This window comes from Hungatella hathewayi WAL-18680, assembly GCF_000235505.1.
Taxonomy (GTDB): domain Bacteria; phylum Bacillota; class Clostridia; order Lachnospirales; family Lachnospiraceae; genus Hungatella_A; species Hungatella_A hathewayi_A.
In genome coordinates, this window is sequence record NZ_JH379027.1 from 3,478,369 (window position 1) to 3,493,985 (window position 15,617).

The following is a 15,617-nucleotide window of genomic DNA, read 5'->3' on the forward strand; positions in this document are numbered from 1 at the left end:
CTACTGCAGATTTACCTCATCGGCCTTCTTCCGGCCAAACACTTCCTCCGGCAGCTGTGCCAGCAGAATGGCCGCGAACACCAGCACACACCCAAACAGCTCCTTCGGACTTAACTTCTGCCCCAGCAGCACCCATCCGGCCAGCAGGGAAAAGACGGACTCCAGACTGAGTATCAGGGACGCCACCACCGGGTCCGTATCCTTCTGGGCCACCACCTGGAGGGTGTAGGCCACACCGCAGGACATCACGCCCGCATACAGCACCGGCGCCCAGGCGGCAATCAGGGACGCCATGGTCGGATGCTCCAGAATCAGCGCCGGCACAACCGCCATCACCCCGGCCGTAAAGAACTGGACGCAGGATAAAAACACCCCGTCCGCCTTCGGCGAAAAATAATCAATCACCAGAATATGAAAGGAAAAGCAGACCGAGCAGATGAAAACCAGCAAATCTCCCCGGCTCACCGCCATGCTTCCCCCCGACATACACAGCAGATACATGCCCACCGTGGCAATCACCACGCTGACCCACACCGTAACCGCCACCTTCCTCTTCATGAAAATGCCGAGAATCGGCACGATAATAATATAGAGCGCCGTAATAAATCCTGCCTTCCCGACCGAAGTCTGGGCCACCCCAAACTGCTGGAAGGCGCTGGCGACAAACAGGGCCGTCCCGCAGCAGATACCGCCGACGATCCCCATCTTCCGCCTCTGGGCCATCTCCCTGTTATTCTGTGCGGACATGGGGTCGTCCATTTCCACTGGCGTCTTCTCCCCCTGCTTTTTCATCACGAATATCAGCGGTATCAGCACCACACCTCCGATGAAAAACCTGGCGGCGTTAAATGTGAAAGGTTTCACATAGTCCATCCCCACACTCTGCGCCACAAAGGCCAGTCCCCAGATAAATGCCGTCAACACCAGCATGAAATTACTGCGCACTTTCTTTCTGTCCATCCCTTTGACTCTCCTGTCTGTCATTCTTCTGTATATTGCCTGGCTGCCTTTTTATAGCCGCCAGCCTTTCCCATGCCGCATCACGCGCCACGGTCTCTGTCACATGATGCTTTCGCCCATGATGTCATCTCACTCATCTTCCATATAAGCCTGGAAACCGGAAGAATACTTCTCACTTCCATCTGGGTACAGCCACATGGCCTCCACCCCGTCCAGACTCTCAATCAATGCCTGTCCGTCCTCCTGCTTCATGTTAAAGACGGCCGTCGACAGCGCATCCGCCATCCCGGAATCCTTACACAAAATTGAGACGGAATCGTATTCAAACCAGGGCATCAGGGTGTCAGGATTGACAATATGATGGTACTGAACGCCATCCACCGTATAATATCTCTGATAGTCACCGCTGGTCACCAGAGACATATCCGCCACCGCTATCATGTGGAGGAATTTGGTATCGCTGGCCAAATCCGGATTCTGGATTCCCAGCTTCCATTTGCTGCCGTCATCCTTGGTGCCAATGGCCCGGACATTTCCTCCCACGCTGACTAATGCCTTGGTCAGGCCATCCTCCTCCAGCTTCCGGCAGACCATCTCCGTGGCATAGCCCTTGGCAATCGCCCCCACATCAAGACTCATATCCGCGTCCGCCAGATACACGGTGGACGCCTCCTTATCGATGATAACATCGTTGATATCCATGTGTTTTCCCGCTTCTTCAAGGGCCTCCATAGGCGGCAGCTCCGCCGTCATCGGGTCGTCGATACCGGCCGTCCGGTACTCATGCCAGATGGAAAGCACACTTCCCATGGCCACATTAAAATAGCCATTGGTCCTGGCATTCAGTTCTTTCGCAAACTCCAGCATATCAATAATCTTCCCATCCACAACCACCGGCTCGATTCCCGCGTTGTCATTGATGGTCTTCAAGTTATTGATGCCCTCATATTCATGATAAATGTCATACAGCTGGTGATACACCTCCAGCTCATCGTGCAGCTCCTGGGCGTAGGCCGTAAATGTCTCCTTATCCTTGGCATATCCCACCATGCTGGTGATGGTATCAAACAACTGCAAAAACTGTGCGTCATATCTGGTCAGCGCCGGCTCCCGGCTGCACGCGGCAGTTGAGACCGCCAGAATGCCAGCCAGCGTAACTGCCAGTAATTTTTTTATCTTCATCAATTGCATAACTCCTTAACTAGTTTGGTTTCTTGAAAGAATGCCCATGGTCCGGTATCCTGTCTTCGACAGTATACCATAAAAAGAGAATGATGTAACTACATCATTCTCTTTTCCAGATAATTCTATAAAAATTCTTTAGGATTCCAATTCTTATTTAGCAGTAGCTGCTGCCTTTACTACACACTCCTGGAAATCGCCGATAGACATGGTGCATCCGGCTGTAAGGTCTGCATCGGTTGGCTTGTTGTCCTCGTCAACTGCGATACCCTTTACTTCGTCTGCGGTCTTGCCAATCATGAATTCTTCCATAGCTGCTGCCTGCTCGAACCACTCTTTGCCGATACCGGAAGCTGCTCTCATGCCGTACTCTTCGCCCTTCTGCTTTTTGGTCTTAACACCAGTTGTCAGGTCAGAAGTAATCTTTCCGGTTGCGTCGAATTTGATAACGCCCTGTGTACAGTCAATGATGCTTGCTGTAATCTTGCCGTCAGCGCCTGTTGTGGTAGCTACATAAGTAGAATATGCCTCGCACTGGCCCTCTGCATCAGCAGTAGCGTCTTTTGTGTGCTCGTTCATAACGGTAACAACGCCAAGACCTAACTTGTCGCCTTCCTGGGTTCCTAAATCAGCTGCGCTCTCAGCTGCCTGGGAGATAGCCTCGATGAAATCACCAACTGCCATGGTACATCCAGCTGCAAGGTCTGCATCGGTTGGCTTGTTGTCCTCGTCAACTGCAATACCCTTCACTTCAGCTGCGGTCTTGCCGATAACGAACTCTTCCATAGCTGCTGCCTGCTCATACCACTCTTTGCCGATACCGGAAGCTGGCTTCATGTTGTATTCTTCTTTTAATTCCTGTTTTGTCTTGAACTCATCTTTCATGATAACTTTACCTTCAGCGGTGAAAGCCATCTTGTTCTGTGCAACGTCAAGTACACATTTTACAATCTTGCCATCAGCATCAACGACAACGGCTGCTACTGTGGAATCTACCTGGGCATTGCCATCTTTCTCGCCTGCATCCTTGGAGCTCTCCATGGAAGATACGATAGCCATACCTGTCTTCAGTCCGCCAGCTGCTGCAGTGGTCTCTGCCTCAGTTGTGGTCTCCTCTGCGGTTGTTGCTTCTGTCGTAGCCTCTGTGGTAGGCGCAGCAGTTGTTGTCTCCGGAGCTGCCTCCTTGGAACCACAGCCTGCCAATGTTCCAGCCATAAGTACGGCTGCCATTAAAATGCTAATCTGTTTCTTCATAATTACTTTCCCTCCACTATCTGATGTTCTTATTTCATAACATCAAAAATATATCATATTGTTAAAGCTTTGTCTATCCCTTTTGGCATTTTATACTAATTCTTAATAAATATTTTATGAATAATCCTCCGTTTTCCAGAAGCTGCCAGTCAATACGCAAAAATGAGGGAATGTCTGCCCGGCATTCCCTCATTTTCCACGATTATGTTATTCCTGGAATCCCATCCCTGTGAGGAATTTATCAAAGAATTCCCGTCCTTCCGGCGTGCATTTGAAGACGCCTGCATCCTCCAGAACTTTCTCAAAGACCAGCCCCACTTCTTCCTGCAGAATTTCATCCACATTATCCCGGTTAATCTCATTGTACTTGGGCAGGAACTCCTGTACCCAGTCGGCGTGTTTGGCTATCAGCTCGTTGGATTCCACGTCTTTTCCTTCCACCAGATATTCGCCCAGCACCGCCAGTTCTTCCTTCAATCTGGATGGCAGCACCGCCAGTCCCATCACCTCAATCAGGCCGATATTTTCCTTCTTGATGTGGTGCAGGTTCTGGTGTGGGTGATAGACGCCCAGCGGAAATTCCTCGGTGGTGATATTGTTTCTCAATACCAGGTCCAGCTCGTAGGTGTCCCCCACTTTTCTGGCAATCGGAGTGATGGTGTTGTGGGGCTCGCCATCGGTCTCGGCAAAGACAAATGCCTCCTCGTCGGTGTAGCCTCTCCAGGCATCCAGCACCTTGGAGCCCAGTTCAATCAACACTTTGGTGTCCTTCGCTCTCAAGCGGAGCACGGACATCGGCCAGTGTACGATTCCGGCCTCCACGCCGTCAAATCCGTCGATCCGGTAATATTTCTCAATCGGGGCCTTGGCCATGGCGAAGGTGTAATGTCCCCCCTGGAAATGGTCATGGGTCAGTATGGAGCCGCCCACGATAGGCAGGTCCGCATTGGAGCCCAGGAAATAGTGGGGAAACAGCTTCACAAAGTCAAACAGCTTGATGAAGGTCTGCTTCTCTATCTTCATGGGCACGTGCTGTCCGTTAAAGACGATGCAGTGCTCATTGTAATACACATAGGGAGAATACTGGAATCCCCACTGGCTGTCATTGACGGTAATGGGGATAATCCGGTGGTTGTTCCGGGCCGGATGGTTGGTGCGTCCGGCATAGCCCACATTTTCCATGCAAAGCAGGCACTTGGGATAGCCGCTCTGCTTGGCCAGCTTGGCCGCCGCGATGGCCTTGGGGTCCTTCTCCGGCTTCGATAAGTTGACCGTGATATCCAGAGGTCCGTACTTGGTGTCCGTGGTCCATTTCATATCCTTACAGATACGGTAGCGGCGTATGTAGTCAGAATCCTGGCTTAATTTGTAGAAATAATCCGTGGCTTCCTCGGCGGAATTGTCATAATGCTTCCAGAACTTGTCGATCACCTCGCTTGGACGGGGCATAAGGCAGTTCATCAGGCGGGTGTCAAATAAGTCCCGGTACACCACGCTGTCCTCCGGGAGAACGCCGGTCTCATGGGCATAATCCATCAATGTCTTTAAAACAGACTCCAAATCAATCTCCCCGCCAGTTACCTGGGGCTCCTCGTACTCGTCCATCTTCAGCACGTCCAAAATCTGGTTGGTGGCATAAATTTTGTCCGCCTCTGTGATGAGTCCTGTGTTTAATCCATACTGTACCAATGCTCCGATTGCTTCGTAAACCATGATGAATCCTCCCATATCTTCTTATTTCTATGACATGCATGTTCCTCCACGACAGCGCGGCCGTGCCCGGCGCGTGCTGCCATGCATCTCACATCTAACTGATATTATATCATGTCCATCCCGGCGAAACCATACAAATTCTTTTGCTCTGCCTACATTTTTTTACAATTCCCTGAATCCGCTCGGTCACCATGCCGCCCAACAGTCCAATGACGGCGCCTGCGAGCACACCTGCCACCAGCAGGGCCGGAAGGTAGTAAAATACCCCTGTGGTCTGCACCACAATGGAGGCGATAACCAGCTGGCCCACATTGTGGCCGATGCCGCCGATGATGCTGACGCCAATCTGGCTGAACCAGTTGTTTTTCTTGCACAGTATCATCAACAGCAGGCTTAAGGAACCGCCCGCCAGACTGTAAACCATGCTGAACATATTTCCAAAGGTAAGTCCCACCAGCACGATGCGGATTAACGACACCACGGCTGTCCCCTTCACGCCTACGGTGTAGAGGCCCACGATGGTCACCAGATTCGCCAGTCCCAGCTTCACGCCTGGAACGGGGATGGGAACGGGGATGATGGCTTCCAGATAGCTGAAGATAAATGCCAGCGCAATCAGCATTCCGTACTGGGCCACCCATACTGCCCTTTTCTTTGATTTCATTTTCCTGTACTCCATTCTATCTCTGTCTGCTGCTTCTCTGCCACAAAAAGGACAGGCAGAATATGCTCTCTGCCTGTCCGCTTCTTTCTGTGAGTTCAGAATTATTTTGCCTGGTCAAGCGCCTGCTTTACGGCTTCCATGGCAGCGTCACTGGTGATGGTACAGCCGGATACGGCGTCCACCTTGGAGGACTGTGCTTCCACAAATTTCTTGGACAGCTTCTTTAAAGCCGCTCCGCCCAGTTCCTCTGTCTCGTCGTTGCCAACCAGCTCCACGGACTCGATTCCGCTGTCGGTAATCACAACCGTTGCCGTCACGTCACCGCCGAAGCCCTTGGCTGTTCCCGTGTAGGTTCCTGCCTTATAGCTCTCCGCCTCTGCCGCCTCAGCGCCAGCCGGTGCCGCTTCCTCGGATACGGCCTGCTCCAATGCCTGCGCTACGGCTGCCATAGCCGCGTCGCTGGTGATGGTACAGCCGGATACGGCATCCACCTTGGAGGACTGTGCTTCCACAAATTTCTTGGACAGTTTCTTTAAAGCCGCTCCGCCCAGTTCCTCTGTCTCGTCGTTGCCAACCAGTTCCACGGACTCGATTCCGCTGTCGGTAATTACAACGGTTGCGTTCACGTCACCACCAAAGCCCTTGGCTGTTCCCGTATAAGTTCCTGCCGCGTAGCTCACTGCCTCCACCGCTGTGGAACCTGCGTCAGCTGCTCCGCCAGCCGCCTGCTCTAATGCCTGCTCTACAGCTGCCATAGCTGCGTCGCTGGTGATGGTACAGCCGGATACCGCGTCTACCGTAGAAGTCTGGGCTTCCACAAATTTCTTGGACAGTTTCTTTAAAGCCGCTCCGCCCAGTTCTTCCGTCTCATCGTTGCCTACCAGCTCCACGGACTCGATTCCGCTGTCGGTAATCACAACCGTTGCTGTCACATCGCCGCCAAAGCCCTTGGCTGTTCCCGTATAGGTGCCTGCCTGGAAGGTTCTGGTCTCCTCTGCCTTGGCTGCCTCGGTCTCTTTCTCCGTCTCAGCTTCCGTGGCCTTTGGAGCTTCTGTCTCCTCCACCGGAACCACGTCAATCTTTCCGGATGCCTGGTCTAACGCATTCTGAACGGCCTCCATAGCCGCATTGCTGGTGATGGTACAGCCGGATACCGCATCTACCTGGGAAGACTGTGCTTCCATAAACTTCGGCGCCAGCTTCTCAAGGGCCGCTCCGCCCAGCTCCGGTGTCTCATCGTTGCCTGCCAGTACAATCGCATCAATGCCATTTTCAGAAATCGTCACGGTTGCTGTCACTTTGCCGCCAAAGCCGTCTGCGCTTCCCATATAAGAGCCTGGTGTATAGGATATGCTCTTGGCTGCCATCGTGTCAATTGCATTGTAAAGAGGATTAGAGAGGAAGACGGTAGCCCCTGCTAACACTACCATTACCCCTAATCCAACATATCCCTTTTGCTTCTGTGTCATAATAATATACTCCTCCTAAAATGAAATTCAATGTTCACTGTCGTTTATTTTATCACAATCTTAACATTACATCAATCAGTTTCAGACGAAATCCTTATTTTTACAGAGACAAGGCCGTTTCCGGCCAAAGGGTGGCCCCTGCCTGTCTGACCGGCGCCAAACTGGACTGGTTGGATTTTTGTATTCTGGCTATTTAAACACAGTCCAGTCTCTGATATAGTTTAGGAAATGAAACCGATATTGTTAATTTTTACTCAGATAAAAGGAGGTACTTTATGAAACGGATTGTTACTCTGCAGGATATCTCCTGCGTAGGCGGCTGTTCGATCACCGTGGCGCTGCCGGTCATCGCCGCCATGGGCGTGGAATGCGGGATTCTGCCCACAGCGGTCCTGTCCACACATACCATGTTTTCCAGTTTTACCTGCAAGGATTTATCGGACCAGATTGCGCCCATTGCCGATGCCTGGGAGCGGGAAGGTATTGGGTTCGACGGCATTTACACCGGTTATCTGGCATCGAAAAGCCAGTGTGAACAGGTCTGTGAGTTCTTTGACAGGTTTTCCACACCGGACAACCTGATTCTGGTGGACCCGGCCATGGCGGACAATGGGAAGCTGTATCCGGCATTTGACGAGAGTTTTCCGGCTGCCATGGCGGCTGTCTGCGGGAAGGCCGATATTATTGTGCCCAACCTGACGGAGGCCGCCCTGCTGACCGGTATGCCCTACCGGACCGAATACAATCAGGATTATATCCGGGAGCTTCTGGAGAAGCTGCTGGCGCTGGGGTGCCGGACCGCGGTGCTGACCGGAGTCAGCTATGAGCCGGGGCGGCTGGGCGTGGAGTACCTGAACAGGGACGGGGAGCATTTTTCCTACTTTACCCGCCACTGTCCCCAGAGCTATCACGGGACCGGGGATTTGTACTCCTCCGTGGTGATTGGCGGGCTGATGCGGGGGCTGGGTCTTGGCGATGCCTTATCGCTGGCGGCGGATTTTGTGGTGGCCTGCATCGAATATACCGCATCGTCGGACAGCAAGCGGTGGTATGCGGTGGAGTTTGAACCCTTGATTGGGCGGCTGTGCCAGATGCTTATCGAACGGACAGCAAAATAGGATATGGGATAAGATATAATATAAAGAAAAAGCGGCATCCAACAAGCCTGTGCTGTGGGCGCCGCATTTTCTTTATATTATATTTCCTTTTTATTTCTTTAATCCAGCCTTAATCATAGGATAAGCGTCCAATGCTAAAATGGAAAATACAAGGATGTATGCGATTGCTGTCATGGTTTCCACCTCTTTCCGTCGTGTTCTTTTCATGTACCTTATTATATACGCGGATGGAATTTATGACAATTCACAGAATTCCTAATCTTTCTTCCCTTTCTGCTCCATTTCCCATACAGGATATACAAAATAATTTAGGTTGCCTAAAATATTTTTAGGTATATGAGTTTTATGTTTCTATGCTATAATGGGAACGCTTTATATTATCAAAGGAGTTTTTATATGAAAGACAATAAGAAAAAACGTGATTTATTGCTGGTTATCGGGATTCTGGTAATCGCAGGGGGATTTTATATTGGCAATCTGATGTTGAACCGGAAGCCGGCGGTGATGGTGGAGGTGTCGGTGGACGGCACGGTGGTGGAACAGCTGGATTTGAGCAAGGATACCGAGGTCACCATTGAGAGCCGGAACGGCGGCACCAACCATCTGGTGATTCAGGACGGACAGGTCTTTATCGACGACGCTTCCTGCCCGGACAAGGTCTGCATCCATCAGGGCAAAATCAGCAAAAACGGCGACATGATTGTCTGCCTGCCCAATCTGATGATTGCAAAGGTGGTCGGCGAGGAGAAATAGCTTGACTTTTCCCCTATTGGTATGATAATTTTAAACAAATGAGTTTGTGAAGGAGGTGAGGAACCATGGCAGAGCGTACGTTTAAATCCGGAAGCATCTGGATGAACATCGGCGAAGTGGCGTCCCAGACAGGTATTTTAGGACATTCCTGCTACCAGTGCGCCCTTTTTTACGACAGCTGCCGCATGGCTCCTCAGACTCCGGTCCTTTCCGAATAGGGAATCGTGGATTCCTTTTTGTTCTTAAATGACCTTTCTGCCCGGAGATGCGCGGTTGTCTTCCGGGCATTTTTATGTCCATTTTTCGGAATGGACGACCATGAAAAAGAGAGGTTTGTCTATGAGAAATACAATTCTGACGTTCAGGCGCATGTTCCGCGCCTGCTTCGCAACCTGTTTTATGTGTACCAAGCAGCTGTTCGACGGCGGCATACTCTGTGTGGCCGGGGAATATTTAGTAAGGCTGCTTCAATTTGTGATGCTGGTCTGTATCTGGAAGGCATTGGCCCGTGAGGGGGCTGATTTGGGGGGAATGACGCTGTCGGCCCTTCTCACCTACACCCTCATGTCCTCCGTCCTGCACCAGCAGTTAAATATCGTCTCCCCCGCCACGGCGGCGCTGTGGGAGGGGTCCATTATCGGCAGGTATCTAAGGCCCCTTCCGGTGATTGCCAGCTTTGTGGTGGAGACGGTTGGAAAATGGTGGATTCCCGTGTTTTTATTCTATGGGCTTCCGCTGTGGCTGGCGGCTCCCCTTCTCGGCATCCGGGCGCTGCCGGCGGATGGCATTTCGGGGGCGCTGGCATTTATCAGCCTGGCGTTTTCCGTGGCCATCGGGTTTGCTATCGACCTGATGTTTGCGGCGTTTGCCATCCGGCTGAAAAATGGATGCTTCGCCGTGCTGCATTTACGGGAATCCATCTTTGCACTGCTCTCCGGGGAGTTGATTCCCTTTGCACTCTTTCCCTGGAATCTGGGGAAGCTGTTTGCGCTGACGCCTTTTGGGTCCATCACCCACGCGCCGCTGAGCATTTACACGGGGCTGACCGACGCTCCCCTCTCCCTGATTGGGCTTCAGGTGTTCTGGTGCGTCATCCTGTGGCTTCTGGCCCTGTACGTCTTTCGCAAAAGCGAGGAAAGGATGGTGTCGTTCGGTGGATAAATGGATTCGTCAGGGAAAGACTCTGATTCGGCTTTATAAACTTTATGCAAAAATGGATTTGATGTGGTTTCTGCGGGATACGAAATACTGTCTGCTTTACATGAGCACGGACCTGATCTGCCTGTTTGCCTCCATGGCCGGCATCTTTCTGCTGTCTGCCAGATTCGGAGGGTTCGGCGGCATGACGGAGGCGGAGGTGCTGTTTATGCTGGGGTATTCCACCCTGGCGGACGGCATTTACATGATGTTTTTTATGGGAAATAATACTTCCATGGTCAGCCGGATTATCGGCCGGGGACAGTTGGACCACGTGGTGATTCAGCCGGTTCCCATCTGGATGCACCTGCTGTGCCAGGGATTTTCTCCGGTGTCGGCAAATTCTACGCTGTTATGTGGTATTTTTATCACCGGGTTTGCCCTGCGGCGGCTGCCGGTGGCCGTGACTCCGCTGTTTTTGCTGGCTGCAGCGCTCAACGCGCTGGCCTCCTGCCTGATACTCATGGCGGTGATTTATCTCATCTCCTGTCTGGCCTTCTACGCGCCGGCAGCCGCGGAGGAGATTGCCCAGTCGGGGCTTGATTTGTTCACGGTGAAGACTTACCCCTTAGGCGGGCTTGGGGGCCGGGTGAAGCTGCTCTTCTGCACGGCCGTGCCGGTGGGGATGGGGGCATGGTTTCCCAGCAGGGCGTTGCTGCAGCTGGGATATGGATATGGACGTGGCGCAAATGCTGCCGCAACCATCCTTTCCCTGATAGCAGCGCCAGCTCTTGCCATGCTTTTGGTTACTTTGACGTTTATGATATTCAAGAAAGGAATGAATCACTATGAGACAAACGGTTCCCCAAGATATTCCGGCTTTGGCCATCGATAATGTTACAAAATGTTACAGCCAGTGGATGAGAAGCGGCAAAGCCCGCGATATCATCAAAAATTTAATCCACCCGGAGAAACGGGAGATACTGGCTCTCGACCACTTAAGTCTGACGGTACGGCCAGGGGAGTTCGTGGCTTACGCCGGATCCAACGGGGCCGGGAAAAGCACGACCATCAAGCTGCTATCGGGGATACTCCAGCCAACCGAAGGGAAGATCTCCGTGCTTGGCATGAACCCGGCCGTCGACCGGATTCCGTTAATGAGGCAGATTGGCGTTCTCTTCGGCCAGCGGACGGAGTTGTGGTGGGATCACCCGGTTATTACCAGCTTTGAGTGGAAGAAGCAGGTCTGGAACATCCCGGATTCAGTTTATGAGAGGAATCTTGCCATGGTGACGGAACTGCTGGATTTGGAGGAGATTCTCCACACCTTTGCAAGAGAGTTAAGTCTTGGGCAGCGGATGCGGGCGGATATCGGTATGCTGCTTCTCCACAGCCCCTCCGTCATCTTCCTGGATGAGCCAACCCTGGGGCTGGATGTGCTGGCCAAACAGCAGATGATACGGTTCCTAAAGCAACTCAACGAGGAAGCCGGCACCACCATCATCGTCACCAGCCATGACATGGATGATTTGGAGGAGATGGCGAAGCGGATTATTCTTCTGGACAAGGGAAAGATTCAGTTTGACGGCAGCTTTGAAATGCTCCGGGCCGCCACCGGCGGCTCCGGACGCCTGAGCGTCACCTTCCGAGGAAAAGGCCGCGAAATACCAGGCCTGCGCTTGCTCCAAAACCAGGAACCGGCTGGCGGCCCGGATGGCTCCGGCCGATTAGTCACAGCGGAATACGAATTCAGCAAAGAAGAGACCGGCATCCACGAGATTCTGGGACTCCTCTCCCGCTATCCGGACGTCATCGATGTGGAGATTCGCAAAGCGCCTATTGAAGATGTGATTGCTGGGTTGTATTTGAGCTGGAAATAATAATCGATATCGTTCTGTAATAAAAAGCGCCCCCTTGCCGTCTCTTATGAAATGGCAAGGGGGTATTTTACAACTGCTTCCTATACTCATTCGGTTTTACCCCTTCATACTTTTCGAACACCCGCCGGAAATAATTCACATCGCTGTACCCCACCATCTCACTGATTTCAAACAGTTTTAAATCTGTTTCCTCCAGCAGTTTTTTGGCCCTTGCGATTCGGATTCCGGTTAAGTATTTTTGATAGGTGACGCCGGTTCTTTTCTTGAACAGCTGGCTGAAATAATAGGGGTTGATGAAGAAACGCTCCGAGATATCATTCAGGGTGATGTCCTGCTCAAAGTGGCGGGCGATATATTCCTTGGACTCCTCAATCACATCCCGTTTTTCCGGCATGCTCTGTTTCAGCATCAGTTCATTCATGCCCTGGAGGACGTTGATAATCCAGTGTTTCAGCTGCTCCATTGTCTGGAATTTTGCAATGTTGTCAAGGGAAAGGATATTCTTTCCCAGATATTCATTCAACTGAAGCTGCATAAACGGCATCTTCGAAATCCCCGACAGCACCAGATTAATTGCCGTGGCCTGAAGCACCTCGGGGCTCAAGGACTCCTGCCGGCTCATCTTTCGGAAAATGCTCTCCACAATCCGGCTTAAGCCATCGCTGTCCATCTCATTCATGCACCGTTCCAATTCCAATACATCCTCCCTGGCAATGTTGGGAGGCGTTTTTAGAATATCCCGGATTTCCCCATAATAGACGAGACTTCCCGGTCCTCTGATAACTTTATAATTAAGAGCGCAGAGTGCCTCTTCATAGGACTTCTTGATTCCACTCACCGAGCGGTGGGGCGTCCCGATGCCAAGACTCACCCGCTCCCCGGTCCTGTTTTCAAAGTCCATCCGCAGCTTTCCCAGACTGTTTATGATGCGCTGCATTCCCGGCATCTGGGACGCGCCGATGCAGACCACCATTCTCCCCGGCTCCGGGCCGGGCGTTATCATATAATCCTCTTCTTTTTCCAGATTCTTTTTACAGATTTCCTCAAATGCTTTCTCAAGGCCGTCTCCTCCCGGACTCTCATAGACAGCGCTGCAATAAAACACGTAATTCAAAAAGTCAAACCGGCCGTCGCTCTCCCGGACCTCCGTGCGCCCCTGCAGAATTTCCCGGAGGCGGTACTGCTTCATGCCCTGGTCGTACTCACTCACCGCTTCCTCAAGACTGCTTAACCGGCCATCCCTCATCTTCTGCTGCTGAATGGACAGACAGACTCTCCTCAGCGTCCCGTACAGTTCCTCCTCCTCGATCGGCTTTGTGATATACTCCTCCACCCCCAGCGCAATGGCCTGCTTCGCATAAGAAAAATCTGCATAGCCGCTCAGGATAATAAAGCGGGCTGGCACTCCCTCCTCCTTGATGCGGCGAATCATCTCAAGTCCATCCATCTCATACATCCGGATGTCTGTCAGAATGATATCCGGTTCCAGCTTCCGCGCACCGGCAATTCCCTCCGCTCCGTCATAGGCCACGCCCACCACTTCACAGTCCTGCGTCCCCTTCTCAATCAGGAATTTCAGCCCGTCAGCAATCATCTGCTCGTCATCAACTACTAAGATACGATACATCCGCCCCCTCCTTCCACGGAATTTCAACCTCCACGGACATTCCCTTTCCCTCCTCGGAATCCACACGGATATGGCCCTTTTCATTGTAATGAAGGAAAATGCGCTCCGCAATGTTGATCAGACCAATGCTATTGTCGTTTCCCGCCTCCGGCTCACTGGAAACCGGCTTGATTTCCTGAAATGAAAGTTTCTCGTTGAGCCGCTCTGCCTGCCCTTTTGGCATACCGCATCCGTCATCCGTGATGAGAATCCGGATTGTTTCCGAATCCGCGGTGACTTCAATATTCATGTGCAGGCACCGGCTCCTGTCTTTATCCCCATGCTTGATGCTGTTCTCCAAAATTGGCTGGACCAGCAGCGGCAGGATTGGATGCTGTTCCAGCCCGGTCTCTATCTGGCAGTCCAGCAGAAAATGATTCTTGAACCTGAGGTTCTGAAGCCGGATGTAATTCTGGGCATATTCAATCTCGGCCCCGATGGTACTCATTTCCCTGCTTCCATCCAATGTCATGCGGAACATCTTGGATAAAATCTTAATCATATCTGCGGTCTCGTCCGCCCCCTGAAGCAGCGCCTTCATCCGGATGGCTTCCAGCGTGTTGTAGAGCATATGGGGATTTATCTGGGCCTGGAGCGCCAGATATTTTGCCTCCTTCTCCTTGATTTTCGCCAGATATACGTCCTCGATAAGGGTACGAATCCGCCGCACCATCTGATTATAGCTTCCGGTAAGCATGCCGAGCTCGTCTTTTCCCTCTCCCGGAAGGAGGCAGTTGTAATTCTCTTCCTCCACCTGCTTCATGCCCTTCTGGAGCCGGATGATTGGCACGGTCAGGGCTCTGCTCAGACGCCAGGACACAAACTGTATCAGCAGGGCGCACAAAAGGGTTGCCAGCACCGTGACATGCAGAATCCGGTTCGTGCTCATCAGCAGCCGGCTTCTCGGAATGATGGTGTTGACCTTCAGCTCCCCCATCTCCGTCTCGCTGGACATCATCAGATAGTCTTCGCTGTCATTTTCATCCAGGGAGAAGGATGTTCCCACCACCTCCTGCCAGCTTTTCAGGCCGCTGGATACGTCGGAGTCATAGAGAATCCGGTTCTCCACGTTGGTGACATTGATTCGAATATTATAGTGGCTGCGGGCGACTAAAAAGTCGTCATTTAACTCAATCAGACGGGAGGGGTCTATATCCAGCATCAGAACGCCGATGTATTTCCCCGCATAGTCATAAATTTTTCTGGCCACGGTGACGGCTATCTTGTCCTGCATCCTGTCATAGTAGGTGCAGTCGTGGGCTTCTGTCACATAGAGAACGCGCTCCGACTGCTGCATTTCCTGAAACCAGTTCTGGCTCTCTAACTCTGACTGATTTATCATCACGCTCTTGGTGCTTAACTGGTAAAGCTCATCCTCCCAGGTGAGAAGCATGACTTCCCCGATCTCCGGTTTCAGCGTCACCATCTGCATCATGACATTTCGAAGATATAGCTGACGGTCCACCCGCTCCAGTATGGAACCTCCGCCTTCGCTTAAGCTCTCGATGACCTTATTGCTCACAAGGGCAGATTTGGTGACCCGGTCATATTCCTTCATAAACTGATTCAGGCTGCTGCTAATCTGGGAATTGAACACCGAAGCAAATTCCATGGCGGAAGCATCCAGGCTGCGCGCGGAGAAACGGTACAGCAGGGAGCTGACCAGGATTAGCGGAACCAGGCAGACAGCCAGAAAGCTGACCATCAATTTATTGTGAATTCTCATATTATTCCAGATACGTCCCATTCCTTTCCTCCTTCCCATTCTCCTCTATTCTGCCATACTTTCCGGATTCCTTCAATTCTAATTATTTTAAGGAT

At 51.9% G+C, this 15,617-nt stretch carries 14 protein-coding genes; 6 read left to right on the plus strand and 8 right to left on the minus strand.

The window, feature by feature from the left end; genetic code table 11:
• From HMPREF9473_RS15905 to HMPREF9473_RS15930, 6 genes are all read right to left on the minus strand, one after another.
• On the minus strand, positions 1–960 hold the full coding sequence (locus HMPREF9473_RS15905) for a DMT family transporter (protein ID WP_006781179.1): 960 nt from the start codon (positions 958–960) through the stop codon (positions 1–3).
• Between the two features lie 129 nt (positions 961–1,089).
• Positions 1,090–2,142, minus strand: a complete 1,053-nt coding sequence (locus tag HMPREF9473_RS15910) for an FAD:protein FMN transferase (RefSeq protein WP_006781180.1) — start codon at positions 2,140–2,142, stop codon at positions 1,090–1,092.
• Positions 2,143–2,295: 153 nt separating this feature from the next.
• Positions 2,296–3,396, minus strand: a complete 1,101-nt coding sequence (locus tag HMPREF9473_RS15915) for a hypothetical protein (RefSeq protein ID WP_006781181.1) — start codon at positions 3,394–3,396, stop codon at positions 2,296–2,298.
• Positions 3,397–3,603: 207 nt separating this feature from the next.
• On the minus strand, positions 3,604–5,109 hold the full coding sequence (gene galT / locus HMPREF9473_RS15920; protein ID WP_006781182.1) for a UDP-glucose--hexose-1-phosphate uridylyltransferase: 1,506 nt from the start codon (positions 5,107–5,109) through the stop codon (positions 3,604–3,606).
• A gap of 109 nt (positions 5,110–5,218) precedes the next feature.
• Positions 5,219–5,773 carry a Gx transporter family protein gene (locus HMPREF9473_RS15925; protein ID WP_006781183.1) on the minus strand — a complete coding sequence of 185 codons (555 nt, stop codon included), beginning with the start codon at positions 5,771–5,773 and terminating at the stop codon, positions 5,219–5,221.
• A gap of 101 nt (positions 5,774–5,874) precedes the next feature.
• Positions 5,875–7,242, minus strand: a complete 1,368-nt coding sequence (locus tag HMPREF9473_RS15930) for an FMN-binding protein (protein WP_006781184.1) — start codon at positions 7,240–7,242, stop codon at positions 5,875–5,877.
• Between the two features lie 275 nt (positions 7,243–7,517).
• Here HMPREF9473_RS15930 and HMPREF9473_RS15935 point away from each other — a divergent pair, with 275 nt between their 5' ends.
• From HMPREF9473_RS15935 to HMPREF9473_RS15955, 6 genes are all read left to right on the plus strand, one after another.
• Entirely contained in the window at positions 7,518–8,360 is an 843-nt protein-coding gene (locus HMPREF9473_RS15935) for a pyridoxamine kinase (protein WP_006781185.1), read from the plus strand.
• Between the two features lie 396 nt (positions 8,361–8,756).
• On the plus strand, positions 8,757–9,113 hold the full coding sequence (locus tag HMPREF9473_RS15940; RefSeq protein ID WP_006781186.1) for a NusG domain II-containing protein: 357 nt from the start codon (positions 8,757–8,759) through the stop codon (positions 9,111–9,113).
• Positions 9,114–9,178: 65 nt separating this feature from the next.
• Positions 9,179–9,331: a hypothetical protein gene (locus HMPREF9473_RS27415; RefSeq protein WP_006781187.1), complete on the plus strand. Its 153-nt coding sequence runs from the start codon at positions 9,179–9,181 to the stop codon at positions 9,329–9,331.
• 121 nt (positions 9,332–9,452) lie between these two features.
• On the plus strand, positions 9,453–10,274 hold the full coding sequence (locus HMPREF9473_RS15945; RefSeq protein WP_006781188.1) for a hypothetical protein: 822 nt from the start codon (positions 9,453–9,455) through the stop codon (positions 10,272–10,274).
• Positions 10,267–11,145, plus strand: a complete 879-nt coding sequence (locus HMPREF9473_RS15950; protein WP_006781189.1) for an ABC-2 family transporter protein — start codon at positions 10,267–10,269, stop codon at positions 11,143–11,145. Before HMPREF9473_RS15945 ends, HMPREF9473_RS15950 begins: the two co-directional genes overlap by 8 nt.
• Positions 11,099–12,130, plus strand: coding sequence for an ABC transporter ATP-binding protein (locus HMPREF9473_RS15955; RefSeq protein WP_006781190.1), 1,032 nt, complete (start codon positions 11,099–11,101; stop codon positions 12,128–12,130). Before HMPREF9473_RS15950 ends, HMPREF9473_RS15955 begins: the two co-directional genes overlap by 47 nt.
• Positions 12,131–12,197: 67 nt before the next feature.
• Here the strand turns inward: HMPREF9473_RS15955 and HMPREF9473_RS15960 are convergent, their stop codons facing one another.
• Together HMPREF9473_RS15960 and HMPREF9473_RS15965 are read right to left on the minus strand one after the other, a co-directional pair.
• Positions 12,198–13,757, minus strand: coding sequence for a response regulator (locus tag HMPREF9473_RS15960; RefSeq protein WP_006781191.1), 1,560 nt, complete (start codon positions 13,755–13,757; stop codon positions 12,198–12,200).
• Complete coding sequence (locus HMPREF9473_RS15965) at positions 13,735–15,543, minus strand: sensor histidine kinase (RefSeq protein ID WP_006781192.1); 1,809 nt, start codon at positions 15,541–15,543, stop codon at positions 13,735–13,737. The genes HMPREF9473_RS15960 and HMPREF9473_RS15965 overlap by 23 nt, the downstream gene beginning before the upstream one ends.
• Positions 15,544–15,617 lie beyond the last annotated feature (74 nt).